This window comes from Dehalococcoidia bacterium, from assembly GCA_035310145.1.
In the GTDB taxonomy this organism is placed as follows: Bacteria; Chloroflexota; Dehalococcoidia; order CAUJGQ01; family CAUJGQ01; genus CALFMN01.
Genome location: DATGEL010000005.1, coordinates 1 through 26,869, shown reverse-complemented (window position 1 = coordinate 26,869; position 26,869 = coordinate 1). Strand labels below are relative to the sequence as shown.

Here is a 26,869-nt window from a genome sequence, read left to right as displayed (position 1 = left end):
CGGAGATCGTAAATCGAGGAAGCGCCATGCCCGCTCGCTCCGGCCAGCAGTACATCGAGTCGCTGAAGCGGCGCAAGCCGTGTGTCTATCTCGGCGGGCGGCGCGTTGTCGACGTGACCGAAGAACCGATCTTGCAGGAGCCGATGCGCGCGATCGCCGAGCTGTACGACATGCAGCTCGACCCGGCCTACCGCGAGGTGATGACCTTCTGCTCGCCCAGCAGCGGCGATCCGGTCTCGACCTCGTTCCTCGTGCCGCGCTCGCGGGCAGAGCTGATCCAGAAGCGGCAGCACTGCAAGCTGCGCGCCGACCACAACTTCGGCTTTTTGGGCCGCGGGCCGGACTTCATGAACTGCTTCGTCACCGGCTGGAGCCTGGCGAAGCAGCACTTCGCCAGAGGGAAGCCGGAGTACGGCGAGAACGCCGTGCGCTACCATGAGTTCGCGCGGGAGAACGACCTGTTTCTCACGCACATGCTGATCAACCCGCAGATCGACCGCTCGCGTACCTCGGCGCAGCAGGAGGACCCGTTCCTGCACCTGGGCAAAGTCGGGGAGACGAGCGAGGGGATCGTCGTACGCGGCGCTAAGATGCTGGGTACGATGGCGCCGCTCACCGAGGAGGTCGCGGTCATCCCCTACGGCGGCGTGGCGCCCGGCGACGACGCCTACGCCGTGACGTTCTCGATCCCGATCGATACGCCCGGCATGAAGTTCATCTGCCGCGAGACGGTTTCGCCCTTGCCACGCTCGCGCTTTGACCACCCGCTCAGCAGCCGCTTCGAGGAGATGGACTGCATCGCCATCTTCGAGGATGTGGTCGTGCCCTGGGAGCGGGTGCTGGTGGACGGCTCGCCGGGCAGCGGCGCGATCATCAACCCGATCTTCGCCGCCGTGGGCTCGACGACCGAGCTGCAGATCGCGGCGCGCATGCTCAGCCAGATGGAGTTCTTCTGCGGCCTGGCCACGAAGCTGGCGGACTGCATCGGCATCACCGGCTTTCTGCACGTGCAGGAGAAACTGGGCGAGATGCTCTCGTATCTCGAGATCGCCCGCGCCGTCTTCTACGGCACGGAGGCGACGGCGCAGCCGGGGCCAGACGGCGTCTGGCTCTCCGGCGGGCTGGGCGGCCGCGCGTTTCACCTGCACACGCCGCAGATCTACGCCCGCTTCGTCGAGATCGTGCAGAGCCTGGCCGGCGGCGGCTTCTTCTACGCGCCGTCGGAGGCGGACCTGCTCAGCCCTGAGATCCGGCCGTATGTGGACAAATTCGTGCGCGGGCGGCCGGGCATCTCTGCGGAGGAGCGGGTGTCGCTGTTCAAGCTCGCCTGGGACGTGACCGGCGAGTCGTTCGCGCAGCGCATGCAGCAGTACGTGAGGTTCTACTCCGGCGACCCGATCCGCAACATGGCCGGCTTCTACCTGCAGTACGACAAAGAGCCGCTGAGCGAGATCGTGGAGCGGGCGCTCGGCCGGCGCGAGGGCACGTCGCTGCCGATCTCGTCCGAGCGCCCCGGCGCCCGCCCGCGCTACCGCCCGCCGCCCGGAGCGATGGCCGGCGCCTACCCCGCGGGTACGCAGCCGCAAAGCACCGTTTCGGGTGCTCGGCCCGCCGGAGGCGTGACCGATGGCTCGACAGGAAATAGCAACTAGAAAATAGGAAACAGGAGTGAGTGGGAAAGCGATGTTGGACGGCGTTCCCTCCGGCCCATCCGCGCTTGGACACCTGCGCATCTGCGACTTTACCGGCCAGCTCGCGGGCGCGGGCGCAACGCGCTTCATGGCCGCTTTCGGCGCGCAGGTGATCCGCATCGAAGACCCGACCAATCAGGGCCGCTGGGACATCCTGCGGCAGATGGGGCCGTTCAAGGACCACAAGCCGGGGACAGACCGCAGCATCAGCTTCAACAACCACAACGTCGAGAAGCTGGGGATCACGCTGAACCTGCGCACCGCCTCGGCGCGGCGGGCGCTCGAAGACCTGATCGCCGTTTCGGACGTGGTCTCGGAGAACTTCGCCGCGGGCGTGATGGAGCGGCTGGGCTTTGGCTACGAGCGGCTGCGGCAGATCCGGCCGGACATCGTCTACGTCTCCAACTGCGGCTTCGGCCACACCGGGCCGTACAAGCAGTACAAGACCTGGGGGCCGAGCGTGCAGGCGTTTTCGGGCCTGACCTTTCAGTCCGGCCTGCCGGACCAGCCGCCGGCCGGCTGGGGCTACTCCTACATGGACCACACGGGCGCCTACTACATGGCGATCGCGATCATGGCCGCGCTCTTCCACCGCGAGCGCACGGGCGAGGGCCAGTGGGTGGACATGGCCACGACCGAAGTCGCCGCCACGCTGAACGGCCCCGCGTTGCTGGACTACACCATCAACGGCCGCCCGCTGCGCCGCCCCGGCATGCCCAACAGCAACCGCGACCAGGGGCTTGAGCTGGGCCATCGCATGGTTCCGCATGGCGTCTACCCGGCGAACGGCGAGGACCGCTGGGTGGCGATCGCCTGTCGCGATCAGCACGACTGGGAGTGCATGTGTTCGGCGCTTGATCTCCCCTGGATGAAGGAGAAGCGCTTCCAAACGCTGGAAGGGCGCGCTGAGCACGAGGACGAACTTGACGCGTTGATAGCGGACTGGACCGGGCGGGCCGAGGCCCGCGAAATAGCCCAGCTGTTGCAGGAGCACGGTGTGCCGGCGAGCGCCGTCGTGTCGCCGGAGGAGCGCATCGACCACGATGTGAATACGGCGGCGTGGGGGCTGTGGCCGGAGGCGCAGCACACCGAGCTCGGCGGCGTGCGCGTGGATGGGCAGCCGGTGCACCTGTCCGAAACAGACTGGACGATTGAGCGCGGCGCCGCCTGCCTTGGTGAGCACAACGGCTGCGTGCTCGGCGAAATCCTCGGCTACAGCACGCCGGCGATCGGAGTGATGCAGCAGAGCGGTGCGATATGACGGCAGGGCCGCTCACCGGAGTCACGGTCATTGAAGTGGCCAGCGAGTACGGTTCGTTTGCCGGCAAGCTCATGGCCGACATGGGCGCGGCTGTCGTCCTGGTCGAGCAGCCCGGTGCTGATGGACTCACGCCCGAGCGGCAGCTCCTGCGCTGGCACTACCACACGAGCAAGCGCGGCGTCACGCTCAACCGGGAAGCGGCGGCGGGCGGCGCTCTCTTCGATCGTCTGGTGCGGCAGGCCGATGTCTTGCTCGCGTGCCCCGTCGCCGGCGCCGCGCCGGGGCTGGCGCCCGATTCAGATTGGCACGAGCTGCTGCAGCGGAATCCTCGCCTGATCGTGGTGACGATCACGCCGTTCGGCCTCGCCGACCCGCGTACGAACCAGGCGTTCACCGACCTGACCATCCTCGCGGGCGGCGGGCCGGTGTGGATGTGCGGCTACGACGACCACGCGCTGCCGCCGGTGCGCGGCGGCGGCAACCAGGGCTACCACACCGCCTGCCATTTCGCCGTGATGTCCACGCTCGTCGCGCTGCTCTCGCGCGAGCGCAGCGGCCGCGGCCAGCACATCGACGTCAACATGCACGCCTGCGCCAACGTCACGACGGAAGCCGGCACGTACACCTGGCTCGGCATGCGCGAGACCGTGCAGCGCCAGACCGGCCGCCACGCCTCCGTGCACGGCACGCAGCCCACGCAGATCCGCTGCGCCGACGGCCGCTACGTCGTCTCCGGTGTGCCGCCGCGCACGGCCGCCCAGTTCCGCAGCGTGCTCGACTGGCTGCACGAGCTGGGTATCGCCGAAGAGTTCGACCAGACGCCGATCCTCGAACTGGCGATCGAAGAGACCGGCGGCCTCAAGCTCGACCGGGTTGCCAGCGACGACAACGTGCGCGCCCGCCTCGGCGCCGGCCGCGACGCGCTCAACTTCATCGCGGAGCGCACGCCGGCCATGGACTTCTTCCAGGGCGCGCAGCAGCGCGGCTTCCAGGTCAGCATCGTCTACAGCCCGGAAGAGGCGTTCGAAGACGAGCACCTGAAGGCCCGCGGCTTCCAGGTCGAGGTCGAGCACCCGGAGCTAGGCAAAACCTTCCTTTACCCCGGCGCGCCGATCCGCTTCACCAGGACCCCGTGGCAGATCCGCCGCCGTGCCCCGCTGCTCGGCGAAGACAACGCCGAGGTCTTCGCTGAACTGGGCCTGACCGAAGCAGATCTGGCGAAGCTGCGGGCCGAAGGCGTAATTTGAGGGCGTAGGTCGGAGGGCATAGGGCGTAGGAGAGAGGCTGGCGGGCCTCACCCGGCTTTCGGCCCTCACCCCCGGGATATCCTCTGGTCCCAATCCTGGGCGAGGGGAGGCTCGGCATCGCGATGCCGAGAGGGAGCATGGGTAACCGCACCGGCTACGGAGCGCCCGACGCAGGATCGCCCCTTCTCCCAGGATTGGGAGAAGGGGAAGGGGGATGAGGGCCGACAGGCCGCAAGGAGCCAGCGAATGGTCACCGCACAGCCGCTCAAGATCATCGACGTCGACACACACATCTCGGAGCCGGCCGATCTCTGGACCTCGCGCGTCTCCACCAAGAAGTGGGGCGACAAAGTCCTGCACGTCAAGAAGAACGAGGAGCGCGGCAACCTCGCCTGGTTCATCGGCGACGAGATGATCGCCGCCGCGCCGGCCGCGGCGATGGCCGGCTGGAAGGAGCCGCCGCCCAACAATCCGCCGACGTACGAGGATGCGCACCAGGGCGCCTTCAACCCGATCGAACGGCTGCGGCTGATGGACGAAGAAGGCATTTACGCCCACGTGCTCTATCCCAACGTCGCCGGCTTCGGCAGCGGCCGCTTCCTCAAGCTCAAGGACCCCGAGCTGATGCTGGAGAGCGCCAGGGCCTACAACGACTTCGCGATCGAGTGGTCGGCGCCGGGCAAGGGGCGGCTGGTGCCGCTCTGCGTGCTGCCCTTCTGGGATGTCGAGGCGTCGGTGAAGGAGATGCACCGCGCCCGGAAACTCGGGCATAAAGGCGTGATCTTCACCAGCGAGCCGGACGACTTCGATCTGCCGATGCTGGCCGATCCGCATTGGAACCCGATCTGGGCGGCGGCGCAGGACCTGCAACTGCCGATCAACTTCCACATCGGCTCCGGCGACCTCAGCTCGGAGCACAAGCAGTTCAAAGAGAACGGCAAGCACGCCAACTTCGCCGCCTCCGGCGTCGGCCTCTTCATCAACAACGCCTACGCCGTGATGGAGATCATCTTCAGCGGCATCTGCCACCGCTTCCCCGATCTGAAGTTCGTTTCCGTCGAGAGCGGCATCGGCTGGATCCCGTTCCTGATGGAGGCGATGGACTGGCAGTGGGTCGGCAGCGGCGTTCGTGAAGAGCATCCGGAGTACAAGTTGCTGCCCAGCGAGTACTTCAAGCGCCAGATCTACGCCTGTTTCTGGTTCGAAACGACGGCGCCGCAGCGGCTGCTGGACGTGATCGGCCACAAAAATGTGCTGTTCGAGACGGACTTTCCGCACCCGACCTCGCTCTATCCCGCCGAGACGGCCAAGGAGCATATCGAGCGCTGCATGGCGGGCCAACCCGAAGAGGTGCGCCGCGCCGTCTTCCACGACAACGCCGCCGCGCTCTACCACCTCGACTTCTGACCTCACCCCCAACCCCTCTCCATGCCATGGAGAGGGGGCTTTTGCGGGCCAGGGGGTGCTTCCAGACTTCAAAACGAGTTCCGCAGCCTCCCCCTCTCCATGGCATGGAGAGGGGGCCGGGGGGTGAGGCCATGCAGTACATCCGTATGTACGCCGGCGACGACGGCCAGACGCACTTCGAGGACGTGCAGATCGAGCTTTCGGCCAACGGCTCCTCGGAGACGTCGAAGCTCTTCAATGGCGCGGGGATCATCTTCCGCACCAGCCCGGCAGACCAGCTCGTGGACTGGCACCATGCGCCGCGCCGGCAGTTCGTGATCACGCTCTCCGGCGAGGCCGAGGTCGAGGGCGCCAACGGCGAGAAGCGCCACATCGGCCCCGGCACGATTCTGCTGGCCGAAGACCTGACGGGCAAGGGCCACATCACCAGGGGCCTGGGCACGCAAGAGCGCGTATCGCTCTTCATCCCGCTGTCGGACTGAGCGGTTGGGCGCGTAACCGCGGCTCTGGCCCTCACCCCCTTCCCCTCGCCCAATCCTGGGCGAGGGGCGATCCTCGGGTGCTGGCTCGGACGGCGTCCGGTAAACCGCAAACCGATCGGAACGCTTCAGGCCGGATCGTCTCCCTCTCCCAGGATTGGGAGAAGGCGAGACGAGAGGTTGAGGGCCGAACGGCCGCGGGCATGCCTGGCGCGCTGTTGAAGGGCGCGGATTTGGCGTATTGTGACCTCGAAGCCGCCGCATGCCGGCAGTCATGGCGGAGCCCGGCGCACCCGGTTCACGAGAGAGGTGACGAAGATGGCGCAGATCTTCTACTCCTGCGATTCGCACGTGGTGGAGGCGGCCGAGGTCTACGACGGCCTCGTCGATCGCTTTGGCGACCGGGCGCCGCGCGTGGTGGACGGCGTCAACGGCCGCGAGGGCGTCTATCTCTACTGGCCCAAGCTCAACCGACCGATCCTCGTCGGCCGGCTCGGCATCGCCGGCAGCCGGCTCGACCAGCCGGAGACGCACGAGCGCATGAAGCACGGCTGGGAGGGGATGAATCCCGGCGTTAAGGACCCGGTGGCGCGGCTCAATGAGCAACAGGTCGACGGCATCGTCGGCGAAGTGATGTATCCCAGCCTGAACATGTTCACCTTCGCCGTCCCGGACCGCGAGGTGGCGCAGGCGGTGATGCAGCGCCACAACGACTGGATCCGTGACTACTGCTCGCACTCGCCGGAGCGGCTGATCGGCGTCGGCTGCCTGCCGCTGCCCGACGTGGACGAAGCGATCGCGGAGCTGTACCGCTGCGCGAAGATGGGCATCCGCGGCGTCGCCATCCCCTGCACGGCGCCCGTCGCCAAGCCGTACAAGGATCCGGTCTACGAGCCGTTCTGGGCGGCGGCGGAAGAGGTCGGCCTGCCGATCACGATGCACATCTTCTGCGGCGCCGAATGGGGCATGAGCCTGCCCGACTACTGGGATCCGATCGTCGGCTACACGCTCTCGCACGCCGGCATCTGGAACACGGTCAGCAACCTGATCACGAGCGGCGTCTGCGAGCGGCATCCGAAGCTGCGTTTCATCTGCGCCGAGTGGGAGACGGGCTGGCTGGGCCACGTGCTCAAGCGCTTCGACCACGCGATCTACCGCAGCCGCAACGACGCCTCGCCTGACCTGAAGATGACGGGAAGCGAGTATTTCAAGCGCCAGTTCTACGCGACGTTCGAGGACGACGACATCGGCGTGGAGACACGCTATTCGATCGGCGTGGACCGGCTGCTGTGGGGCAACGACTACCCGCACCACGACTCGATCTGGCCGCGCTCGCAAGAAGTATTGCGCGAGATCATGGCCGGCGTGCCGGATGACGAGCGCGAGGCGATGGTCTGGAAGAACGTGCAGCAGCTCTACGCGATCGACCAGTCGAAGCTGCCGGTGGCCGCGGCGGTGTAAGCGGGCAGTCGGCCCTCACCCTCCCCCAACCCCTCCCTCTCCCAATCCTGGGAGAGGGAGGGGAGCTTTGGTTCGAGGGGACGGAGGCTGCTGCGCGCTGCGGAGGCCACCTGTGGGCGCCTGCAGGCGCCCTGCGCCTGATCAAACAGCTACGCCTTAGCCCCCCAGCCTTCCGCGTCCAGATCTTCCCTTCCTCCGTCATCGGGGGCAACCGAGATGACCTGGGGCGTGGGGGCCACAACTGGCCTCACCCATTGATCACGCGGTGCGGCTCGCCGGCGATGTACGCCTCGATGTTCTCCAGCGTCTGGCCGTAGAACACCCGGTACGTGTCGCCGGTGACGTAGCCGAGGTGCGGCGTGAGCACGACGTTGGGCAGCGTGCGCAGCGGGTGATCGGGCGGCAGCGGCTCGCGGTCATACACATCGATCCCGGCGCCGGCGAAGGCGTTCCGCCGCAGCGCCAGGATCAGCGCCGTCTCGTCCACGATCGGCCCGCGCGAGGTGTTGACCAGGTAGGCGCTGGGTCGCAACAGCGCCAGCTCGCGTTCGCCCAGCAGGCCGCTGCTGCGCGGGCTGAGCACGAGATGGATCGTAACGATGTCGCTTTGCGACAGCAACTCGTCCTTGCTCACCCGCTCGGCGCCGCAGGCCGCTGCCCGCTCGTCGGTCAGGTTCTGGCTCCAGGCGAGCAGGCGCATATGAAAGGCCCGACCAACTTCGGCCACCTGCCCGCCGATGTTGCCCAGGCCGATGATGCCCAGCGTCTTGCCGTCGAGGCCGCAGCCGACCGTCTCCTGCCAGCCGCCGGCGCGCACCGAACGATCCTCGCGGGGGATGCTGCGCACAAGGGCGAGGATCAGCCCCCAGGTCAGCTCCATCGTGGCGCGACCGCCTCCGCCGGTGCCGCAGACGAGCACACCGCGCTCTTTGGCCGCCTCCATGTCGATCGAGGCGTTGCGCATGCCGGCGGTGCACAGCAGCTTCAGGTTTGGCAGCCGTTGCAACAACGAGCGGCGGAAGGGCGTACGCTCACGCAGCGCCATCACCACCTCAAACGGCTGCAGCCGCTCGGCCAGCGCCGCCTCGTCGGTGAGATGGTCGTGAAAGACCTCGACGCTGGCCTTGCCGTCCAGCCGGTGCCAGTCGGCCGAAGTGAGCCCCACATCCTGATAGTCGTCCAGCAGCGCTACGCGCAGCATCGCCGTACCTCCATGTTATATACAGAAAGCATACATGTTGGTGCGGCGGCTGAGTAGCTCGGGCGCGCGTCTGGTCAGGGCAGCGGTTCAACCTGTTTGCTCGAGCGCGCGTCGAAGGCGTCGCGGGCGGCGAGCACCTGCTCGATGTTCGCCTCGGCCCAGGCGCGCAGGGCGCCGATCGGCTCGATCAACGTCGCGCCGAGCGGCGTGAGCGCGTACTCAACGCTGGGCGGCGTGGTGGGATAGACGCGGCGGCTGATGAGGCCGTCGCGTTCGAGGTTGCGCAGCGTCTGCGTCAGCATCTTCTGCGAGATGCCGTCGATGGCGCGGCGCAGCGCGCCGAAGCGGCGTGGACCGAGGCCGAGGAGGTCGATGACCAGTGTCGCCCACTTGTCCGCGATCGAGTCGAGCAGGGTGCGAGTAGGGCAGCCGGCGCTGAACGGGCTCAGCGATGAGACGGCCGCCGGTTCGTCCGAAATGCTGGTTACCATCGGGTACCTACATCACATCTTGGTGCCTTCTTGCGAACCAACACCATCACTACTATCGTAAGTATACACCGCGAACACGGGCGGGCGATCGGAGGTCTTCACATGACCGTCAAAGAACTCGGGCACCTGGTGCTCTACGTGCGCAACGTGCGCGACTCCGCCGCCTTCTACGGCGACGTGCTCGGCTGGCAGCGCATTCCCACGCCGGAGGGCGCGCCGGTGGCGCTCTTCTCCGGCGGGCGCACCCATCACGAGCTGTTGCTGATCGAGGTCGGGCCGGACGCGCAGCCGATCCCCTCGGGCCGCCGGGTGGGCCTCTATCACTTCGGGCTGAAGGTGGGCGACACGGACGAGGATCTGCGCGAGGCGCTGGCGCGCCTGCAGGCCGCCGGGGCGCGCATCGTCGGCGCCAGCGACCACACCGTGAGCCACAGCCTCTACATCCTCGATCCGGACGGCAACGAGATCGAGCTGTACGTCGACGTGCCGGGCGTCGACTGGAAGAACCACCCGGAGCTGGTGCTGGCGCCCGTGAAGGCGCTGGCGCTCTAACCGAACCCCGAAGGGAATCCGTCCAATGACCTCATCTAGCACCGGTGCGGCGCGCATGCCCGCGCTGTACCTCGGCCACGGTGCGCCGCCGCTGGTTGACGACGCGATCTGGCCCGAGCAGCTTGCGGCCTGGGCCGGCGAGTTGCCGCGGCCCTCATCCATTCTTGTGGTCAGCGCCCACTGGGAGTCGGCGCCGCTGACGATTGGCACCACCGGCCCGGCGGAGCTGACCTACGACTTCTACGGCTTCCCGGCGAAGTACTACCGCGTGCGCTACGACGCGCCCGGCGCCGCCGATCTGGCGGCGAAGGTGCGGGCGCTGATGCCGCACGACGAGCCTGTCGCCGAGGATCCCGAGCGCGGCCTCGACCATGGCGCCTACGTGCCGCTGACGGTGATGTACCCCGCGGCCGACATCCCCGTCTTGCAGATCTCGATGCCCTCGCTCGATCCGGAGCGGCTGTTCAGGCTGGGCCGGCGGCTGGCGCCGCTGCGCGACGAGGGCGTGCTGATCATGGGCAGCGGTTTCATGACGCACGGCTTGCCGTATCTCGACTTCCGTGCACCGGATGCGCCCGCGCCCGCCTGGTCGGCCGAGTTCGACGCCTGGGCGACGGAGGCACTGGCCCACGGCGCTGTGGACGAGCTGATCGACTTCCGCCACCGCGCTCCGGCGGTGCGCTACGCCCATCCGACCACGGACCACTTCGCGCCGCTGTTCGTGACGCTCGGCGCGGCGACTGATGCCGCGACCGCGCCGCGGTTCACGATCGACGGCTACTGGTACGGCCTGGCGAAGCGCTCGTTCCAGGTGAACTAAGCCCCCTGCCGCGAAGGGTGGCCCATCAAGCGGGCGAGCATCGGGAGCAGAGGCACAGCCGGCGCCTGGCGGGCTCGGCCGGCGGAGGGGCGCGGGCCAGCGGTGTTAGCGCGCGGAGGGGAAGGCGCCGGGCCGGCGTTCGCGGATGCCCTGGATGCCGGCAGCCACGTCGCCGCCGAAGAAGCCCATCATCTCGGCCATCAGCGAGTAGTCGAACGCGGTGATGCCGCCGAGGCGCAGCCACTGGTTCAGCGCCCGCTTGGTGAAGCGCAGCGCGTGCTGCGGACCGTCGGCCAGCTTGCGCCCCACCGCCATCGCCTCGGACAGCACCTGCGCCCGTGGCACGGCCTTGCTTACCAGGCCGATGCGCTCCGCCTCGCGGCCGTCGATGAAGTCACAGGTGAGCAGATAGTATTTGGCCTTCGCCATGCCGCAGAGCAACGGCCAGATGATGCAGGCGTGATCGCCCGCGGCCACACCGAGCCGCGTGTGACCGTCGGTGAGCCGCGCGTCCTCGGCGATGATCGAGATGTCGGCAAGCAGGGCCACGACCAGGCCGGCGCCGACCGCCACGCCGTTGATCGCCGAGATGATCGGCTTGTCGCAGTTGACGATCGTGTAGACGAGCTCGCGCGCTTCCTTGGCGAGCGCGACGATCGCCTCGTAGCGCTCGTTGGCCGGCAGCGTGTCGCGTGCTTCCAGGTCGCCCAGGTCGCCGCCGGCCGAAAACGCCTGATCGCCGGCGCCGGTGACGACGGCAACGCGCACCGTCGGGTCGTTGTCGATGTCCGGCCAGATTTGGGTCAGCTCCCAGTGCAGGCGGTTGTTGGTGGCGTTGTAGAACTCGGGGCGGTTGATCGTGATCAGGGCGATGCCGTCTTCAACCGCGATCTTGAGGAACTGGTACTCGTCGTACTGCATCTGTGGCGGTCCTTTCCGCGTTGCCCGGGGCCGTACGGTCCTCAGGCGACCGATGCCGTCAGCCAGTGCGGGTTGCGATCGGTGCCGTCGTGCAGGCTGGTGGTCTTATAGCGCTCCCAGGCGCCGTCAGCCGCCGCGGGCGCCGTGCGTGCCAGCAGCGCCGCGCGTTCCTCGGCGCTCAGCGGCGTGAACGCGCCGCCGGCGCGCAGCGCCTGCTCGACCTGCGCCCGCGACTCGCAGCCAGTGATCACGACGGAGACCGGCAGGCTGAGCGCGTAGCGCAGGCACTCCTCGGCGCCGGCGCCGCCGCTCTCGAGAATCCGCCCGCCGGCGAGCGGCTTCATGCCGAGCACGCCGATGCCCCGCGCGACTACCTGCGGCAGCACCATGGCCTCGAAGCTACGGAAGTGCGCGTCGAAGCAGTTGAGCGGCATCTGCACCGTGTCGAAGGGGAAGCCCGACGCGAGCATCTTCAGGTGCACCGCCGGGTCCTTGTGCCCGGTGAAGCCGATGTAGCGCAGTTTGCCGGCCTGCCGCGCGGCCAGCAGCGCTTCGATCGCGCCGCCGGGCGCCAGCAGTGCGTCAGGATCCCCCGGACGGATCACCTCGTGCATCTGCACGAGGTCGATGCAGTCGGTCTGCAGGCGGCGCAGGCTCTGCTCGAGCTGGGCCGCCGCCATCTCGCGCGAGTGCGCGTCGAGCTTCGTCATCAGGAAGACGCGCCGGCGGTAGCCGTCGCGCAGGGCGTGGCCCATACGCACCTCGCTTTCGCCGTTGTGATAGTCCCAGCAGTTGTCGAGGAAGGTGATGCCGCCGTCGATCGCGGCGCGGATCAGGGAGATCGCCGCGCGCCGTTCGATCTTGCCGATGTGGAAGCCGCCCAGCCCGACGGCGCTGACGCGCTCCCCCGTGCGGCCGAGGACGCGGTACTGCATCGCTCGCTGCTCCCGGCGCGCCGAAAAAGCACCGGCGCCTCACCTTCTCCCTATAGTGAGGAGAAGGTGAGGCGCCGGTCCAGAGGGGGGGCGTGAGTTTTCGCGCTCGCCGGCTCGGCCGCGCCGCATGGCCGCCGGAGGCTTCAGGCGCGGGGCGCGGCGCTTATGCTGCACGCCGCGACGACTCGTCCTCGCTGTCAGGTCCGCCCGGGCCATAGCTGCCGGAGCCGGGCGCAGCGAGGCCGGCCGCCGCCGGCGTGGAGCGCTGCAGCCAGCCGCGCAGGCGGGCAAATTTGCTGGGGCCATCTGCCTTGAGGCGAGCCTGCCGGCGGATCTCCCACGGATGGTCCAGCGCGAGCAGGATCATCAGTTCGAACTGATTCATCGTCGTCTCCCTCGCCGGGTGGTCACCCCTGCTTTCTCTGTTACAGGATGCGGTCTCCGCCTGTGCCGCGGCAGCGATCTGCAGGACCGGCCGCAAGCCCGCCGATCGACACTGCGGTGCGCCCTGTTTCCGCTACCAATGGCCGTGGCGCGCCCGCCGGTGTGCGCGGTTGTTCGCCGGGGCGCGGGCCGCTATGCTGCGCGCGATGAACCACCGAGCACCGCTTGCGATCCTCGTGCCCACGCGCGGCGAGTTCACCCCATACGGCGCCCTGCTGCCGGACCTGCAGCCGCTGGCGAGCGCCGGCGCCTGGGAGCTGTACGAGGCCGCGCTGGCGGGGCGCCGCCTGCTGCTGATCCTCTCGGCGGCGGGGCCGGTGAACGCCGCCGCGGCCACAGAGCGGCTGATCGCGCAGTTTGCGCCGGCGGCGGTGCTGCACGGCGGCTCGGCCGGGGCGCACAACCCGGCGCTGATGCCCGGCGATGTGGTGGTCGGCTCACGCTTCGTGATCGTGGCGGCGCCTGGCGTGCGCGAGGCGCGCATCGCTCGCGGCCTGCCCGGCTCGCTGATTCGCTTCTACCGGTACGGCGAGATGGTCAGCCTGGAGTACATCGACGCGCAGCCGGAGCTGCTGCGCCAGGCGGAGCAGGCCGCCGCCGCGGCTTCGCAGGCGGCGGGACCGTGGCAGGCGCCGGGTTGGCCGCAGGCGCTGCCACGCCGGGCGCCGTTCGTGGTCAGCGGGGTGGTCGGCTCGGCGGACGCCTGGACGATCGAGGCCGAGGCGCTGCGGGAGCTGCGCGTGCTCTACCAGGCCGAGTGCGAGGACATGGAGAGCGCCTATGTGGCGCAGGTCTGCGCCATGCACGGCGTGCCCTTCGCGGCCATCCGCGTGATGTCGGACAACGAGGCCGCCTGCGCCCTGACGCCGGAGGAGGTGCCGGCGGCGATCACGGAGGCGGGCGACCGCGCGGCACGGTCGCTGCTGGCGCTGGCGGCCACGCTCACCCGCGCCGGCGTCTAGAAACGCCGCGCCCGGCGAGCGCGATCCAGTGCCCAGAACTCGCCCGTGGCCGCGGCGCCGGCGACGACGACGTTGCTGAGCACGGACCGCGGGCGCAAGCTAGCGCCCGCTGAGCCCAGCGCCACCAGCAGATCGGCGGCATCGACCGCCACACAGGCGCCGAGCAGCGGCGGCGTCTGCGCCGCGGGCGCGAGCAGCAGCGCCGCGCCCAGCATCAGGTCGCGGTTGCCGGCGATGCGGGTGACGAAGCGCGCGTCGGCAGTGGCGCCGGCTTCGGGCAGGGCGAAGAGGCGCGCCGCCAGGCGCGGGCGGGCGATGATCAGCAGACCGACCGCCACGCGGCAGGCGCCGATCAGGCGGACCAGCATCGCGCTTGCTCCCCGGAGCGCCCGCGGCGGCTCAGTCGGCGGCGGCGGAGACGGCCGGCGCCTCGCGCACCTGCACCACGCCGGACGCGCTCAGCTCGCGCAGCTGCTCCGCTGCCAGGCCCAGCTCCTGGCCGAGCACCTCGATGGTGTGCTGGCCCAGCAGCGGCGCCGGGATCATCTCCACGTCCGACTCGCTCATGCGGATCGGCGGCGCGATGAAGTCCCAGGCGCCGCGCTCGGGATGCACGAGTGTGCGCACGGCGCGGCGCTCGCGCATGTGCCGGTTGGTGAAGATGTCGCTGCTGTCGAGCACGGCGCCGCAAGGCACGCCGTGGGCGCCCAGATGCTCCCAGACCTCTTCCTTGGTGCGCTGGCTGGTCCAGGCGGCGATCTCCTCAAACAGGGCGTCGCCGTTCTGGTGCCGCGCCCTGGCGTCGGCGAAGCGGGGGTCCAGCGAGAGCTCGGGGCGGTCGATCGCCGTAACCAGCGCGTCCCACATGCGCGTGGTGACGATCATGATGTAGACATAATCGTTGGGGCCGCCTGGGGCGCAGGGGTAGAGGTCGGTGGGCGAGACCGTGCGGTTGCCGCGGCGCGGCACGGGGTCGCCGGTGCGCTCGCGGTGGGAGAAGGGGCAACGCATGAAGCTGGCGACCGACTCCTGCATCGAGACTTCGACCATCTGGCCGGCGCCGGTTTGCAGGCGCTGGATGTAGGCCGCCATGATGCCCATCGCCAGGTGCATGCCGGTGCCGGTGTCGCCCAGGGTGGGGCCGGGGCGCAGAGGCGGATCTTCCATGCGCCAGCCGGTGGTGCTGAAGGCGCCGCCCGCGGCCTGGGCCACCATGTCGAAGCACTTGAAGTCCTTGTAGGGGCCGGTGGTGCCGAAGCCCTTGAGCGTGGCGTAGATGATGGCCGGGTTGTGCTGCTTGAGCACCTCGTACCCCAGGCCGAGCTTCTCCATCGTGCCCAGGGTGAAGTTTTCGACGACCACGTCGAAGCGCGGCAGCATGCGCAGGAAGAGGCCGCGGCCGGTTTCCGTCGAGAGGTTGATGGCGACGCTGCGCTTGTTGCTGTTGAAGCTGAGGAAGTAGAGCGAGTCGTGGCCGCTGGTGGTGCGCTCGGTGTGGCGTCCGGGGTCGCCGACGCCGGGCCGTTCGATCTTGACGACGTTGGCGCCAAGCCAGGCGAGCAACTGAGTCGAAGAGGTGCCCGCCTCGTACTGCGTCAGGTCGAGAATGCGCATCTGCTCTAGCGCCGGCATCGTGCCCATGCCCTTTCAACGGGCGGCCGCCGCCTGTGGGGTCAGGCGCGCGGACGCTCAGGAACCGCTCGTCCCCATGCTAGCGGCGCCGGGGCCGCTTGCAAAGGGCGACTCGTACGGCAGTGAGCGCGACTTCACCGCGTCCGCGTACGGTTCATGGCTGCGCAGTGAGTTCGCCCGTGTCGCTCGGCTCCATGCGCTTCAGGGTCGGTATGCGGCTGAACGCGCGATCGAAGCTCACCATACGGGTCAGGCCGCGTTGTTCCATGACGGCAATATGAAAGCTGTCGGCGAAGGAGAGGGCAGGCATGCTGACGTAGAGGTCGAACGCGCGAAGGTAGCGCCGCTTGTTCGCCAGACGCACACCGCGCAAGAGCAGCAGCGGCAGGACGCCGTCGCGGATGTCGCTGCGGCCGACCTGATAGAACCGCTGCAGCGTGAAGACCGTCTCAAAGACGACAGTATCGACGGTTTCGACCACTTCCGCACCGCCGGCGACCCGTCGCCAGAGCGCGGTCGCCCTGCGCGAGCGGACGGGGTCGTCCTGAGTCAGGTGGCGCAGGAACAGATTCGTATCGAGAAACGGGTGGTCGGGCATCTACGCTCCCGGACCGTGCACGACCTCGTCAGCAACGCCCTGCTCGAACGCGGCGGTTTCCTCGGCGATGGTTGGCGGCGGCCGCCTTGCGTTATCGTGGAAGATACCGGCAGTCCGCTCAACGACCGCGAGGGCTGCGGCAACGCCGCGGGGGCCCGGCGCCGCAGCGCGACGCCGGAGCACGGGCAGCGGTGCGAGGACAGCGATGTTCTCGCCGTCGCGGCGAAGAACACGCCGGCGACGGCTGGCGCGCACTTCCTCGGCCAGGCGAGCCAGATCCGGGAAGCCGGAAAGATCAATAGAAAAGTCGCGCGCCATAACTCTGCGCTCGCTTGAACAATTCAGCCGCTGGGTGAGCGGTCACCAGCAGACGGCACAATCCGGCACACACTGGCGGGGCACGGCCATGGGCGGCTTGCCCCGTACAGACCGACGCGCAGGAAGCGATCGTCCCCATGCTAGCGGCGCCGGGGCCGGTTGCAAAGGGCGAAAGGCAGCAAGCGTGGAACGCTATCACATTCTGTAACGGTTCGGCTGTGAACGAATTCACATTTTTGACATGCGATCGATGACACCGTACTCTTGGCCAAACGCCTACGCTGCTGTGGGTAGTTTGGCGTTAGGTGCCGTTCCTCTGTGCGTAAGGAGGAGGTATCGGGCGAATGCTGCGCCGCCGCCGCGGCGCCCCGTCAGCAGATTCAGCGCGTGAACTCGTTTGACCGCTGGAGGCAGCCATGTCCGACACCGTGCACTATGACGTGCCGTATCCCGCCCAACTCAACCGCGTGACCACGCTGCTGCGCATCTTCATGCTGATCCCGCACATGATCGTGCTCGCCGTGCTGGGTGTCTGCATGGAGGTCGTTACCGTCATCGCCTGGTTTGCCATTCTGATTACGGGCAAGTATCCGCGAGGCATGTGGGACTTTTCGCTGTCGGTCGCGCGCTATGCCGCTCGTGTCAGTTCCTACGGCGCGCTGCTGCGCGACGAGTACCCACCCTTTGGCGGCGGCGGCGACTATCCGTTGCAATACGAGCTGGCCTATTCGGAGCCGATGAATCGGCTTTCGACGCTGCTGCGGATCATTTACGCGATCCCGCACATCATCGTTCTTTACCTGCTGGGAATCGCCCTTGAGGTTATTACCTTCATCGCCTGGTGGGCGATTCTCTTCACGGGTAAATATCCGCAGGGCATGTTCACCTTTGCGGTCGGCGTGTCGCGCTGGCAGCAACGCGCGAGCGCCTATGTGCTCCTGCTTACTGATGCCTATCCGCCGTTCAGCATGGAACCCGGTCCGGCCGCACCCGGTTACGCGACCGGCATGGCCTAGCCGTCCCTGCAGCAAAACCGACGAACGAACGAGCGGCCGCTCCCTCGTGATGGGAGCGGCCGCTCGTTCGTGCGCCTCGCCGGCGACAGCGATGCATCCGCGTCAATCGACCGCTTCGGCCTATGAGGCCGTCGCCGGCGCGCCAACAAGGTCCGGGCGGCAGGCACGCAGGGCGGCGCGGGCGCCTTCGAGGCCGGGGCGTGCGGGCACGATGCGCACGATCGCCAGGTCGAGCCCTTCAGCGGGCCGCGCGAAGGCCGCCGCCGCGCCGGCGGCAGGGCCGTAGTAACCGACGGCGCGCAGCAGCTCGGGCGGGAAGGCGTCGATCAACTCCGCTTCGCTTGCGCCGGAGTCGCGCTTCGCCTCGATCGCCTGCAGGTGCGTTTCGAAGCCCATGCGACCGAAATGGGCGCGGTAGCCGCGGTCGTTGCCAGCGCCGGGGCGCGAGAGCGCGTAGCCCATCACCGCGCGGGCGAGGCCGCGGCGGGCGCGGTCCTCGTCTTCGTCAACGCAGACGCGGATGTACTCGGTGATGCGCACGGCGGCCGGATCGCGGCCGGCGGCGCTGGCGCCCGCGGCCACCTGCTCGCGGCACCAGGCGCGTTGCTCGGGCGTACACCAGTTGAGCGAGACGCCGTCGGCCAGGCGCCCGGCGAGGCGCAGCATCTGCGGCCCCAGCGCGGCGAGATAGAGCGGCACCGAGACGGGCCGCTGGAGGATCTGCGCCCGCCGCAGCCGGATCAGCGGGCTGTCGATCGTGACCGCTTCGCCGTTCAGCAGGCCGCGCAGCGCGGTGAGGTAGTCGCGCATGGCGCCGACGGCGCCGACATCCGGCAGGCCGAACATCGGCCGGTAGGCGCTGCTGTACAAACTGCCGGTGCCGATGCCGAGCACGAAGCGGCCGCCGCTCAGCTCGCCCACCGTCGCGGCCTGGCTGGCGAGCGGCGCCGCGCTCCACAGCGGCGCCGGCACCACGGCGATGCCCGTCGGCAGGCATTGGCCGGCTCCGCCCGTCCACAGCGACCAGCGCCCGCAGACGTGGAAGCCGTCGCGGCTGCCGGCGCCGCTGGGCGTCCAGGCGGCGGCGTAGCCCAGCGTCACCGCCTCTTCGACCAGGCTGCGCTCCTCGTCGAGCGTGAGCGCCAGTGAGCCGTCAATGCCGATGCCGATCTCCATGCCCTGCCTCCCGCTGGCGTCGGCGGCCGCCTCCGCAGCCGGAGTGTAGCACGCGGCGCCCAGCCGCTTCCTAGACCCGGCGGCCCGCTGCGGGCACATGGCGGCGCTCGGAAGATCCGCCTGTGCGCGGCCAATCGGTCCTGTGCAGGCGGCCGCTGCTGCACGATGATGAATGCGGCAGGCTGGCGCAAGCGTGCGCTGGCGGCGCGGGGATGGCCGGATCCTGGAGGAGCGGGCGGCATGGCGAGGATCGAGATTGCCGGCGGCAAGCTGGCGATCGTTATGGAGGGGATGGATAAGCTCTGGGCGTTGAAGAGCCGGCTGGAGCTGCCGCTGGCGCATGTGACCGACGTGGTGTACGACCCGGCGCAGGCGAGCCGCTGGCGGCGCGGGTTGCGGCTGGCCGGCACAGCCATCCCCGGCGTGATCACGGCCGGCTCGTTTTGGCGGCCGGGTAAGGGGGAGGACGATGGCTGGGCGTTCTGGGACGTGCACGGCGCGGAAAAGGCGATCGTGATCAGCACCTCGCACGAGCACTACAAGAAGGTGGTCGTCGGCGTTGACGATCCGGAGGCGGCGGTGCGTCAGATCCAGGCGGCGCTCGACCTGCGGCCCGCGGAGCCCGAGCTGCCGGAGTAGGCGTCCACCACCGGCTCGCGCGGCTGGCTAGCGACCTTGCTGCGGGATCGGCCGAGCGGTGGCGGCCGAGACTGGCTGCAGGGGGATCGGCCGCGCCGGCGGCTCGATCGTCGTGTTTGCCACTGCGGCTGACGGCGCCGGCTGGCTGTTGTCCTCCGCCGCCGGCGCGGCCACGTTGGTGATTGTCGGAACCGGAGCGGCGACCGGCTGGCGAGGCTGCGGCGACGTGGCCGGCGGCGCGACAACGGCGTGTGGCGCTGCCGGTGCCGGGGCCGGGGCGGATCGCGACGCTGCCTGGCGTGCCGCCGCCGACTGCGAGCTGACCTGCGCCGCGACAGGCAACCCGCCCGGCGCGGCGTCCGGCCCGGGCGGCAGCAGGCTGACGCTGATATCGTCGCCCGTGCGCAAGCCGCCGATCAGCAGGTTCGGCGCGATCTGCGTCGCCGGCGTGACCTCGATTGCCGTGACAGCGCTGCCTGGGCCGGCGGGGCAGCGGAAGGCGATCGCCAGCCCGTTTGCCGAGGTCGTCATGTCGAGCACACTGCCGGCCAGGCAGTTGAGCGTCAGATTGCGGCTGCTGAGCGCGAAGCCGCCGTCCTGCCAGCGGAAGAGATCGTCCGTACGCCCGATCGCCTCGCCACGCAGCTCGGCGAGACCCGCGCCGTCCGGCGCGGTTAAGGACGTTTCGATCTGCAGCGAGCCGGGCAGGCCGTCGGCCAGGCTGATCTGTGCCGCCGCCGCGACCGGCAGCACCACGGACGGCGCGTGCGCGGGATCGTCGAGCGCTTGCGCGATCACCCGCTGGCTGCCGTCGGCGCCGGTGGCGGAAAAGACGAGAAACGGTGTGCCTGAGGCGTCCAGCGGCCGCACCGCGAACAGGCCCACGGCGGCATCGCACGAAGCAGGAACGAGCGGCGCGTTGCCGTTCTGGCCGGCGCTCGCGTCCCAGACGGCCGCCCACTGGCCGCCTGCGTCCGGTCGGAAGACGACGATACGCGGTTGGGCGCAGCCGCCCGCGGCAACCGTCTGCCAGTAGGCGACGATCGTGTCTGGCCTGCCGTCCACAGCCGCGAGGTTCACCCGCCGCACGAGCGTCGCCCCAGCGGGCGCGATCGCCGTGTCAGGGACTGCGTCGGCAGACAGCGGCGCTTGGAGCCACGGCGCGGGCGCGCTGCTCGCCGGCGTGGCGGCGGCTGCGGGTGCGGCCTCTGCCGCCGCGACGATCGAGCCAGCCACGGCCGGCGCCGTGCCCGCACTGGCTTCGGCGGGAGGGGCGATCGCCGCGGGAGCTGCCGCAGTGCGGCCAGCGCGTCGCGCCGACCGCGATCCGGAGTGAGCCAGCGCGCCCGCGGCAACGACGGCCAGCGAGAGGGCCAAGGCGAGCCAGAGTCCGGCGGTGACCCGGTCGGAGCCGCTGAGTCCCGCGCAGCGCGCGGCCAGGCCCGCCCGCCGTGCGCTCATCCCGAGAACCCCGCCGCTGGCTCGCGAGCGGTGCTGCTGTCGCCGGTGTCGGATAGCGTGGTGAAGCAGACGAAGTTGCTCAGGTCAGACGCGCCGGCCTGGTTGTAGGCGTAGACGGCCGCGCAGTACGGCCCGTCCGGATCGAGGCCGACCAGCGTGATCGTGGTCACGCCCGCGGGCACCTGGGCCACCACGCTGTAACCGTCGTCCACGGCGAAGCCGCCTTCATCTTCGGAGTTGCTGGTCCAGTCCAGGCGTACTTCGCTGGCGTCCAGCGGGGTGGCGACCAGGTCGCTGGGCGCGGCGGGCGCTGCGGCGTCCGCCACGGCAGCCGCTGGCGGCGCGGGCGCCTGCGTGGGCGGCAGTGGCCGCGAGCTCGCCCCGGCGTCGATGCAGACGCTTTCGATCGGTAGACTCACGCGATCGGTTTCGGCCAGGCCTGCGGCGCTGAGCGGCAGCACGACCGCAAAGTACGGCTGTCCGGGCACAGCCGGGGTGGAGAAGGTGGTGTTCGTGGCGTCGAGGCGGCCGTTGAAGGTGTCTGCATCGGCCAGCGTGCCGTCATCGAGCTGGCCGGCGGTAGTTGAGACTTGCAGGAGGTAGCCCGCGGCGTCCGGCGCGGGAACCCATGACCAACTGATCGCGTCGCCGCCGCCACTGCACACCGGCGCCAGCATCCTCAGCGCCGCGGGCGCCGGTGAGATCGCGACGATCGACAGCGCCGCGGAAGTGGCGGCGACCGGCGCCCGCGACGTTGGCGTCGGGGCGACGGTCACCGCCGGCGTTGGCGTGCGCGTTCTCTCCGGCGCTGGCGTGGGCGGCGGTCTGGTCGGAGACCCGGTGCGGGTCGCGGGCAGCGATGCCGTAACCGTGGGCGCATCGGGCGTGGGCACGGGCGGCGTCCTGGGCTGCGGCGGGCCGTTCGGTCCGTCGTCGGCCAGCGCTGCGCCCGGCGCCGGCACGGCGCCGGGCATGAGCGCGGGAGACGCCGCAAGCAGCGCGACCAGCAGCAGCACGCCGGCATACGGCGCCCAAACTCGTTTCTGCGAACGACGGTGCACCCTCAGCCTCGCGCGAGCGCCGCCGCTGCGGTGACGGCGCGGCGCCAGCGCCCACCGTAGCCGGGGTCCGCGGGCCTGTCAATTCACCCTTTTGGGGATAGTCCTGAGGCAGTTACAGCGATATAGATGGCAATCTCGACTGCACGGCCACGGCTGTCGGCGGCCCGATCACCAGCCGAGATCGATGTTGCCGCCGCAGACGATCACGCCGCAGCTTCCCTCGCGCGCCGCGCGGCCGCTGAGATAACCGGCGAAGGCGGCGGCGCCGCCGTTCTCCGCCGCCAGGTTCAGCTCAAGCCAGAGGCGTGCGCGCGCCGCCACGATCTCGTCGTCGTTCACCAGCACGACCTCGTCCACGTGCTGCTGTGCCGCGGCAAACGTGAGCGGCGCCACGTCCGGCGCGCCGAGCGAGTCGGCGGCGACGGAGCCGATCTTGGGCAGGGTCACCGGCCGGCCGGCCTGCCGCGCGGCGGTCAGCGTGGCCGCGCCTTCCGGCTCGACGCCGACGATGTGGATCCCCGGCAGCTGCGCCTTCGCGGCGATGCTCACGCCGGCGAGCAACCCGCCGCCGCCCACCGCCACATACAGCACATCCAGCGGCGGTGCATCGCGTACGAATTCCAGCCCAACCGTGCCCTGGCCGCAGATCACCAGCGGGTCGGCGTAGGGATGCACCGGCACCGCGCCGGCCGCGGCAACGCGCTCGTCCGCACGGGCGAAGGCCTCGGCGATCGTCTCGTTCAGCACGATCTCAGCGCCGAGCGCGGCGATGCGCTGCTGCTTGACGGGAGAGGCGTAGACGGGCAGGAAGATCGTGGCGGGCACGCCGAGGCGGTGCGCGGCGAAGGCGACGCCGAGTCCGTGATTGCCGCCGGAGACGGCCACCACGCCGGCCTTTCGCCGCGGCTCCTCCACGCTGAGCAGCTTGTTGAAGGCGCCGCGTGGCTTGAATGAGCCGGTGTGTTGCAGGCTCTCCAGCTTCAGCCACAGCTCACCGGGCAGCGCCCCGTAGGTGGGGCGCAGCGGCAGGGACGGCGTGCGGCGCACGTACGGCGCGAGGCGTGCCGCGGCGGCCTCAATCTCGTCGAGGCGGGGCAAGGAGAGCGCGGTTTCCATGCCGGTCATGGCGGATTCTTCGCCTGCCAGAGCGGCGCCACGCTAATCGCGCGGCGCCGCAACTCCGGCTGTAGCCGGTTGATCTTTGATATGACGGGTGATCTGCTGCCAGGCACTGATGAATTCTTGCGCCGCGGTCTCGCGATCCGGGGCCGGGGTGCGCTTGTCGCCAAGTATGGCGCCGATGCGACGCAGCACGGCGCGCAACTCGTCGTAGTGCGCCTGCCAAGGTTGGCTCTCGTCCATACCATCCTTTCTTCGGCGGCCGCCGAGCGCGCCGCCTCCGCAGGGAAACTGTATCACAGGCGATCTGCGATGGAATGGCGCAGCGCTGCAAGGTGGGGGAGACGGCACGCCGGCGGCGGTTCGCCGCCACCCGTCGATCAGGCGCCGCTCTCCAGCGCGATGGCGACGGGCAGGGCCGTGCGCGCCCAGCCGGAGAGCGGCTTGCCCGGCTGCCAATCCTGGTACTTGGCGGCCAGCAGCGGCCTCGCCGCGCGCTCTTCCTCACCGGGTTCCAGCACGCGTGCCGTGCCAGCGAAGGTCTCGTCGGCGATGCGCACCCGCACGCGCGGTTGTTTGATCAGGTTTAACACCCAGTGGGCGTTGTGGCCGCCGCCGGAGAGCAGGTAGATCGTGTCGCCCTCGGCGGCGAACCAGATCTCGATCTCGCGCGGCTGGCCGCTGCTGCGGCCGGTGGTGGTGAGGTAGCAGTAGGGCTCGTCGGGGAAGCGGTCCTCGATCGTCACGCGCCGCCCCCGGCGCACGACCTGGTTGGGGCGGACAGAAGGCGGCAGTGTGCTGAGTGCAAGCGGCGCTCCTCAGGCAACGTCTACGTGCTGGAGTATACGGGCTCTGCGATCACGAAGCGGGCCGATTCCGCGGCCGGCGCCGTGCGGCCGGCGCAGACGCCCGCCCGGCTCGGTTGCTCGTTGCCCGCCGGTTGCTGCCCCGCTTCAGGGCGGCGGCCAGCTCCAAAAACTCGTAGACCAGGTTGGCGGCGAGCAGGGCGGTGATCTCGCTCTGGTCGAAGGGCGGCGCTACTTCCACGATGTCGAAGCCGACGATCGGCAGGCCGCGCAGGCCGCGGACGAGCTGCACCAGCTCGCGGCTGGTGAGGCCGGCCACCTCCGGCGTGCCGGTGCCGGGTGCGTAGGCGGGGTCGGCGCAGTCGATGTCAAGCGAGACGTAGACGGGCGGCCGCACCACGCGGTGCAGCCGCTCCAGAGCGCCGTGCACGCCGAGCTCGTAGAACTCGTCGGCGGTGATCATGTGAAAGCCGGCCTCGCGCACCTCGTGCAGGATGGCGCCGGAGACGCTGCCGCGGATGCCGATCTGCACCGACTCGTGCACGCGGATCAAGCCTTCGTCGGCGGCGAGGCGGAAGGGCGTGCCGTGGTGGTAGGGGCGGCTCGCATCGGTTGGCTTCCAGAAGTCGGGGTGGGCGTCGAAGTGCACGAGCGACGCGGGGCCGTGCGTTTGCGCCATGGCGCGCAGGATCGGCAGTGAGATCGTGTGATCGCCGCCGAGGATGATCGGCGTGACGCCGGCGGCGAAGATCGGCGCCAGCAGCTCCTGCATCTTGTCGATGGCGTAGGCGATGTAGGGGGAGGAGACATCGAGATCGCCGTAGTCGACGACGCGCAGCGTCTCCAGCGGCCCCCACAGCGGATCGCCGGGCATGGGATGGGCGCGCACCTGCGCCGTGGCGTTGCGGATGCCGCGCGGGCCGAAGCGTGCGCCGGGGCGATGGTTGACGCCGCCGTCGAAGGGAACGCCGACGATGGCGACGTCGGCGAAGCGCAGGTCGCGCGTGAGCGGCACGCGCATGAACGAGTAGGCGCCGCTGAAGCGCGGTCCGCGCTGCCACTCTTCCGGCCACAGCCGCTCCGGCTCGGGCTGATCGGTCGTCACATCACTGCTCCGTACCAGGGTTTGCCTCGGACCGCTGCATCCTTCAGCCTCCGCGCGCCGCCTCGGCGACGGCGCGCAGGTTGGCGGCGGGCGCCGAGGGATCCACGGAGCAGCCGGCGGCGAGCACCACGCGGCGGCTGCCGGTCTCTGTCAGCGCCTGCCGCGCCTGGGCCGCGATCGCTCCCGGCGTGCCGTCGCGCAGGGTGGCGCGGTCGATGCCGCCGATCACGGCCCGCGGCGTCTTCTGCTGCGCGGCGGCGAGCGAGGCGTTGCCGGCGCCGTGGTCGTCCCAGTTGAAGGCGGCGACCGGATAATCGAGCAACAGATCGAGCAGGTTGTGATCGCGGCAGACATGCAAAACGTTCAGCGGCGCCTCGTGCACGGCGGCCAGGACTTGCAGGTCGTAGGGGCGGCCGTACTCGCGGTAGAACGCCGCGTCGGCTGCATCGCTCGTACCCCAGTCGACCGTGGCGAAGAAGACGCCGCCGGCGCCCGCCTCGCGGCAGGCAGCGGCGTAGCGGGCCAGCACGCGGGCGATCGTCGCCAGGCCCTTGTGCACGAGCGCGGGCCGGCGCCGCGTCAGCTCAAGGAAGGCGGGCGGACGCATGCCCAGCAGGCCGCTGGCGACGGTGAGCGGATTGAACACGGTCTGGATCACGTCGACCTCGTGGCCGACCTGCGCAACCACGCGGTCCAGGCCCTCGAGCTGCTCGGCGAAGACGCCGGCCGTCGCCTCGATCTCGGGCAGGTTGGCGAGCTCTTCGGCGCTGTTGAGCGGGTGGTGTTGTAGGCGCGGCTGCGTGCTGCCGGTGGGCTGGTAGACGCTGCCCCAGGCCTCGAAATAGTAGGTGGCGCGCGGGTTGAGCTTAATCAGGTCCCAGCCGTACGTGTCGTAGGACTCGATGGTGAAGGCCGCAAGGTCAACAGCGGACCACTCCCGCTTGAAGTCGTGGCCCCAGAGCGCGGCCGGAGCATGATCCACCGCCTGGCCGTCCAGCGCGGCGCGCAGCCGCTGCTTGTGAGACATGGTCGTGGTTGTCATCGCCGGCCTCCTTGCCGTGCCGCGGGCACACGCGCTCGCGCGATCGATGATAGCGCGTGGCCTCACCCCCCGGCCCCCTCTCCATTGCATGGAGAGGGGAGGACTCGGAATTTGAGATTGGAATCGCCTTCCGCAGATCCCCCTCTCCAGGAACTGGAGAGGGGGTTAGGGGGTGAGGCCACGCGCCCAGCCGTGCCATACTTGAAGCGATGGAACCCGAAGCCGCCGTTCCCGTTGCAGCCGCGGCCCTGAGCGTCGAGCGCGTGCTCGTGGCGCATCCGCACGGCTATTGCGCCGGCGTGCTCTTCGCCCTGCGCGGCGCCGACCTGGCGCGGCAGATCTACCCCGACCGGCCGGTATGGGTCTATCACGAGATCGTGCACAACCCCGACCCGGTGAACGAGCTGCGGGCGCTCGGCGTCGAGTTTTGCGACGACGTGGCCGAGGCGCCGGACGGAGCCGTACTGCTGTTCAGTGCGCACGGCGTCTCGCCGGCGGTGCGGGCGCAGGCGGCGGCGCGCGATTTTCATGCCGTGATCGACCTCACCTGCCCGCTGGTCGCCCGCGTGCACGAGGCCGTGCTGCGCCACGCCGCCGACCAGATCATCCTCATCGGCAAGCGCGCCCACGATGAGATCACGGGTACGCTGGGCGAGGTGCCCGACCGTACGCACGTCGTCTCCTCGATCGCCGACGTGGAGCGGCTAGAGTTGCCGCCGGATGATCAGATCGTCTTCGTCACGCAGACGACCTGGAGCATCCAGGACGCACAGGCGATCATCGCCGCGATCCGCCGGCGCTATCCTCGCGCCCGGCCGGCGATCGCCACCGCGGCAGAGGCGGCCGGCGCCAACGAGCACGCCTCGATCTGCTACGCGACGGAGAACCGCCAGCAGGCGGTGATCGCCGGGGCGCGCCGGGCGGACGTGGTGCTGGTGATCGGCGGCGACAAGAGCGAGAACACGGCAAATCTTGTGCACACGGCGCGGGCGCACGGGGCGCAAAGCCAGCGCGTGCAGGACGT

At 69.7% G+C, this 26,869-nt stretch carries 29 protein-coding genes; 13 read left to right on the top strand and 16 right to left on the bottom strand.

Annotated elements, in window-relative coordinates; genetic code table 11:
- Window positions 1-26 precede the first annotated feature (26 nt).
- From VKV26_00720 to VKV26_00695, 6 genes are all read left to right on the top strand, one after another.
- Complete coding sequence (locus tag VKV26_00720) at window positions 27-1,652, top strand: 4-hydroxyphenylacetate 3-hydroxylase N-terminal domain-containing protein (protein HLZ68408.1); 1,626 nt, start codon at window positions 27-29, stop codon at window positions 1,650-1,652.
- Window positions 1,653-1,683: 31 nt separating this feature from the next.
- A complete protein-coding gene (locus tag VKV26_00715; GenBank protein HLZ68407.1) occupies window positions 1,684-2,952 on the top strand; it encodes a CoA transferase in 1,269 nt (422 codons plus the stop codon).
- On the top strand, window positions 2,949-4,199 hold the full coding sequence (locus tag VKV26_00710; GenBank protein ID HLZ68406.1) for a CaiB/BaiF CoA-transferase family protein: 1,251 nt from the start codon (window positions 2,949-2,951) through the stop codon (window positions 4,197-4,199). The genes VKV26_00715 and VKV26_00710 overlap by 4 nt, the downstream gene beginning before the upstream one ends.
- 246 nt (window positions 4,200-4,445) lie before the next feature.
- Complete coding sequence (locus VKV26_00705) at window positions 4,446-5,606, top strand: amidohydrolase family protein (GenBank protein HLZ68405.1); 1,161 nt, start codon at window positions 4,446-4,448, stop codon at window positions 5,604-5,606.
- 131 nt (window positions 5,607-5,737) lie between these two features.
- The gene (locus VKV26_00700) at window positions 5,738-6,088 is read left to right on the top strand and encodes a hypothetical protein (GenBank protein ID HLZ68404.1); all 351 of its coding nucleotides are present in this window, start codon (window positions 5,738-5,740) and stop codon (window positions 6,086-6,088) included.
- Between the two features lie 315 nt (window positions 6,089-6,403).
- Window positions 6,404-7,546, top strand: coding sequence for an amidohydrolase family protein (locus tag VKV26_00695; GenBank protein ID HLZ68403.1), 1,143 nt, complete (start codon window positions 6,404-6,406; stop codon window positions 7,544-7,546).
- 247 nt (window positions 7,547-7,793) lie between these two features.
- On the opposite strand, the gene VKV26_00690 is transcribed toward VKV26_00695, so the two are convergent.
- Window positions 7,794-8,747 (bottom strand): D-2-hydroxyacid dehydrogenase family protein, encoded by a 954-nt coding sequence (locus VKV26_00690; GenBank protein HLZ68402.1) that lies wholly within the window; start codon window positions 8,745-8,747, stop codon window positions 7,794-7,796.
- 74 nt (window positions 8,748-8,821) lie between these two features.
- Window positions 8,822-9,238: a helix-turn-helix domain-containing protein gene (locus tag VKV26_00685; GenBank protein HLZ68401.1), complete on the bottom strand. Its 417-nt coding sequence runs from the start codon at window positions 9,236-9,238 to the stop codon at window positions 8,822-8,824.
- Between the two features lie 102 nt (window positions 9,239-9,340).
- Here VKV26_00685 and VKV26_00680 point away from each other — a divergent pair, with 102 nt between their 5' ends.
- Both VKV26_00680 and VKV26_00675 read left to right on the top strand, forming a co-directional pair.
- A complete protein-coding gene (locus tag VKV26_00680) occupies window positions 9,341-9,790 on the top strand; it encodes a VOC family protein (GenBank protein HLZ68400.1) in 450 nt (149 codons plus the stop codon).
- 55 nt (window positions 9,791-9,845) lie between these two features.
- Window positions 9,846-10,610: a class III extradiol ring-cleavage dioxygenase gene (locus VKV26_00675; GenBank protein ID HLZ68399.1), complete on the top strand. Its 765-nt coding sequence runs from the start codon at window positions 9,846-9,848 to the stop codon at window positions 10,608-10,610.
- Window positions 10,611-10,715: 105 nt separating this feature from the next.
- Here the strand turns inward: VKV26_00675 and VKV26_00670 are convergent, their stop codons facing one another.
- The 3 genes from VKV26_00670 to VKV26_00660 all read right to left on the bottom strand — a co-directional run bounded on the left by VKV26_00670 (window position 10,716) and on the right by VKV26_00660 (window position 12,851).
- Window positions 10,716-11,531 carry an enoyl-CoA hydratase/isomerase family protein gene (locus VKV26_00670; protein HLZ68398.1) on the bottom strand — a complete coding sequence of 272 codons (816 nt, stop codon included), beginning with the start codon at window positions 11,529-11,531 and terminating at the stop codon, window positions 10,716-10,718.
- A 41-nt stretch (window positions 11,532-11,572) separates the two neighbouring features.
- A complete protein-coding gene (locus VKV26_00665) occupies window positions 11,573-12,466 on the bottom strand; it encodes an aldo/keto reductase (GenBank protein HLZ68397.1) in 894 nt (297 codons plus the stop codon).
- A 163-nt stretch (window positions 12,467-12,629) separates the two neighbouring features.
- Window positions 12,630-12,851, bottom strand: a complete 222-nt coding sequence (locus tag VKV26_00660; protein ID HLZ68396.1) for a hypothetical protein — start codon at window positions 12,849-12,851, stop codon at window positions 12,630-12,632.
- Between the two features lie 205 nt (window positions 12,852-13,056).
- On the opposite strand from VKV26_00660, the gene VKV26_00655 reads away from it, so the two are divergent.
- The gene (locus VKV26_00655; protein ID HLZ68395.1) at window positions 13,057-13,872 is read left to right on the top strand and encodes a 5'-methylthioadenosine/S-adenosylhomocysteine nucleosidase; all 816 of its coding nucleotides are present in this window, start codon (window positions 13,057-13,059) and stop codon (window positions 13,870-13,872) included.
- On the opposite strand, the gene VKV26_00650 is transcribed toward VKV26_00655, so the two are convergent.
- The 3 genes from VKV26_00650 to VKV26_00640 form a co-directional block, all read right to left on the bottom strand.
- The gene (locus VKV26_00650) at window positions 13,869-14,240 is read right to left on the bottom strand and encodes a DUF4267 domain-containing protein (GenBank protein ID HLZ68394.1); all 372 of its coding nucleotides are present in this window, start codon (window positions 14,238-14,240) and stop codon (window positions 13,869-13,871) included. The genes VKV26_00655 and VKV26_00650 overlap by 4 nt on opposite strands.
- Window positions 14,241-14,271: 31 nt before the next feature.
- Window positions 14,272-15,513 (bottom strand): CoA transferase, encoded by a 1,242-nt coding sequence (locus VKV26_00645; GenBank protein HLZ68393.1) that lies wholly within the window; start codon window positions 15,511-15,513, stop codon window positions 14,272-14,274.
- A 145-nt stretch (window positions 15,514-15,658) separates the two neighbouring features.
- Window positions 15,659-16,102 (bottom strand): PIN domain-containing protein, encoded by a 444-nt coding sequence (locus tag VKV26_00640; GenBank protein ID HLZ68392.1) that lies wholly within the window; start codon window positions 16,100-16,102, stop codon window positions 15,659-15,661.
- Window positions 16,103-16,117: 15 nt separating this feature from the next.
- Between VKV26_00640 and VKV26_00635 the strand changes: the two genes are divergently transcribed.
- Window positions 16,118-16,438 carry a hypothetical protein gene (locus VKV26_00635; protein HLZ68391.1) on the top strand — a complete coding sequence of 107 codons (321 nt, stop codon included), beginning with the start codon at window positions 16,118-16,120 and terminating at the stop codon, window positions 16,436-16,438.
- A 398-nt stretch (window positions 16,439-16,836) separates the two neighbouring features.
- A complete protein-coding gene (locus VKV26_00630; GenBank protein HLZ68390.1) occupies window positions 16,837-17,436 on the top strand; it encodes a DUF4389 domain-containing protein in 600 nt (199 codons plus the stop codon).
- 120 nt (window positions 17,437-17,556) lie between these two features.
- On the opposite strand, the gene VKV26_00625 is transcribed toward VKV26_00630, so the two are convergent.
- Complete coding sequence (locus VKV26_00625; protein HLZ68389.1) at window positions 17,557-18,612, bottom strand: LLM class flavin-dependent oxidoreductase; 1,056 nt, start codon at window positions 18,610-18,612, stop codon at window positions 17,557-17,559.
- A gap of 240 nt (window positions 18,613-18,852) precedes the next feature.
- Between VKV26_00625 and VKV26_00620 the strand changes: the two genes are divergently transcribed.
- Complete coding sequence (locus tag VKV26_00620) at window positions 18,853-19,251, top strand: hypothetical protein (GenBank protein HLZ68388.1); 399 nt, start codon at window positions 18,853-18,855, stop codon at window positions 19,249-19,251.
- A gap of 27 nt (window positions 19,252-19,278) precedes the next feature.
- Here VKV26_00620 and VKV26_00615 read toward each other — a convergent pair whose 3' ends face one another.
- The 7 genes from VKV26_00615 to VKV26_00585 form a co-directional block, all read right to left on the bottom strand.
- Entirely contained in the window at window positions 19,279-20,487 is a 1,209-nt protein-coding gene (locus VKV26_00615; protein HLZ68387.1) for a hypothetical protein, read from the bottom strand.
- Window positions 20,488-20,708: 221 nt separating this feature from the next.
- The gene (locus VKV26_00610) at window positions 20,709-21,773 is read right to left on the bottom strand and encodes a fibronectin type III domain-containing protein (protein ID HLZ68386.1); all 1,065 of its coding nucleotides are present in this window, start codon (window positions 21,771-21,773) and stop codon (window positions 20,709-20,711) included.
- Between the two features lie 168 nt (window positions 21,774-21,941).
- On the bottom strand, window positions 21,942-22,898 hold the full coding sequence (locus tag VKV26_00605) for a threonine/serine dehydratase (GenBank protein ID HLZ68385.1): 957 nt from the start codon (window positions 22,896-22,898) through the stop codon (window positions 21,942-21,944).
- 33 nt (window positions 22,899-22,931) lie between these two features.
- Entirely contained in the window at window positions 22,932-23,135 is a 204-nt protein-coding gene (locus tag VKV26_00600; protein HLZ68384.1) for a hypothetical protein, read from the bottom strand.
- A 137-nt stretch (window positions 23,136-23,272) separates the two neighbouring features.
- A complete protein-coding gene (locus VKV26_00595) occupies window positions 23,273-23,686 on the bottom strand; it encodes a nitroreductase family deazaflavin-dependent oxidoreductase (protein HLZ68383.1) in 414 nt (137 codons plus the stop codon).
- 64 nt (window positions 23,687-23,750) lie between these two features.
- The gene (gene speB / locus VKV26_00590; GenBank protein ID HLZ68382.1) at window positions 23,751-24,803 is read right to left on the bottom strand and encodes an agmatinase; all 1,053 of its coding nucleotides are present in this window, start codon (window positions 24,801-24,803) and stop codon (window positions 23,751-23,753) included.
- A gap of 43 nt (window positions 24,804-24,846) precedes the next feature.
- Window positions 24,847-25,845 (bottom strand): uroporphyrinogen decarboxylase family protein, encoded by a 999-nt coding sequence (locus VKV26_00585; GenBank protein HLZ68381.1) that lies wholly within the window; start codon window positions 25,843-25,845, stop codon window positions 24,847-24,849.
- Between the two features lie 209 nt (window positions 25,846-26,054).
- Here VKV26_00585 and ispH point away from each other — a divergent pair.
- Window positions 26,055-26,869 (top strand): 4-hydroxy-3-methylbut-2-enyl diphosphate reductase (ispH, locus tag VKV26_00580; GenBank protein HLZ68380.1); only part of this gene is annotated, 815 nt, incomplete at its 3' end.

Bases quoted from the DNA above. Each gene is read 5' to 3' on its own strand.
- VKV26_00650 (HLZ68394.1), bottom strand. From the start codon at position 14,240: ATGCTGGTCCGCCTGATCGGCGCCTGCCGCGTGGCGGTCGGTCTGCTG.
- VKV26_00630 (HLZ68390.1), top strand. From the start codon at position 16,837: ATGTCCGACACCGTGCACTATGACGTGCCGTATCCCGCCCAACTCAAC.
- VKV26_00715 (HLZ68407.1), top strand. From the start codon at position 1,684: ATGTTGGACGGCGTTCCCTCCGGCCCATCCGCGCTTGGACACCTGCGC.
- VKV26_00670 (HLZ68398.1), bottom strand. From the start codon at position 11,531: ATGCAGTACGACGAGTACCAGTTCCTCAAGATCGCGGTTGAAGACGGC.
- VKV26_00585 (HLZ68381.1), bottom strand. From the start codon at position 25,845: ATGACAACCACGACCATGTCTCACAAGCAGCGGCTGCGCGCCGCGCTG.
- VKV26_00705 (HLZ68405.1), top strand. From the start codon at position 4,446: ATGGTCACCGCACAGCCGCTCAAGATCATCGACGTCGACACACACATC.
- VKV26_00695 (HLZ68403.1), top strand. From the start codon at position 6,404: ATGGCGCAGATCTTCTACTCCTGCGATTCGCACGTGGTGGAGGCGGCC.
- VKV26_00685 (HLZ68401.1), bottom strand. From the start codon at position 9,238: ATGGTAACCAGCATTTCGGACGAACCGGCGGCCGTCTCATCGCTGAGC.
- VKV26_00645 (HLZ68393.1), bottom strand. From the start codon at position 15,513: ATGGGCACGATGCCGGCGCTAGAGCAGATGCGCATTCTCGACCTGACG.
- VKV26_00720 (HLZ68408.1), top strand. From the start codon at position 27: ATGCCCGCTCGCTCCGGCCAGCAGTACATCGAGTCGCTGAAGCGGCGC.
- VKV26_00605 (HLZ68385.1), bottom strand. From the start codon at position 22,898: ATGACCGGCATGGAAACCGCGCTCTCCTTGCCCCGCCTCGACGAGATT.
- VKV26_00680 (HLZ68400.1), top strand. From the start codon at position 9,341: ATGACCGTCAAAGAACTCGGGCACCTGGTGCTCTACGTGCGCAACGTG.
- VKV26_00620 (HLZ68388.1), top strand. From the start codon at position 18,853: ATGGCGAGGATCGAGATTGCCGGCGGCAAGCTGGCGATCGTTATGGAG.
- VKV26_00675 (HLZ68399.1), top strand. From the start codon at position 9,846: ATGCCCGCGCTGTACCTCGGCCACGGTGCGCCGCCGCTGGTTGACGAC.
- VKV26_00640 (HLZ68392.1), bottom strand. From the start codon at position 16,102: ATGCCCGACCACCCGTTTCTCGATACGAATCTGTTCCTGCGCCACCTG.
- VKV26_00655 (HLZ68395.1), top strand. From the start codon at position 13,057: ATGAACCACCGAGCACCGCTTGCGATCCTCGTGCCCACGCGCGGCGAG.
- VKV26_00690 (HLZ68402.1), bottom strand. From the start codon at position 8,747: ATGCTGCGCGTAGCGCTGCTGGACGACTATCAGGATGTGGGGCTCACT.
- VKV26_00600 (HLZ68384.1), bottom strand. From the start codon at position 23,135: ATGGACGAGAGCCAACCTTGGCAGGCGCACTACGACGAGTTGCGCGCC.
- VKV26_00625 (HLZ68389.1), bottom strand. From the start codon at position 18,612: ATGGAGATCGGCATCGGCATTGACGGCTCACTGGCGCTCACGCTCGAC.
- VKV26_00710 (HLZ68406.1), top strand. From the start codon at position 2,949: ATGACGGCAGGGCCGCTCACCGGAGTCACGGTCATTGAAGTGGCCAGC.
- VKV26_00665 (HLZ68397.1), bottom strand. From the start codon at position 12,466: ATGCAGTACCGCGTCCTCGGCCGCACGGGGGAGCGCGTCAGCGCCGTC.
- VKV26_00700 (HLZ68404.1), top strand. From the start codon at position 5,738: ATGCAGTACATCCGTATGTACGCCGGCGACGACGGCCAGACGCACTTC.
- VKV26_00660 (HLZ68396.1), bottom strand. From the start codon at position 12,851: ATGAATCAGTTCGAACTGATGATCCTGCTCGCGCTGGACCATCCGTGG.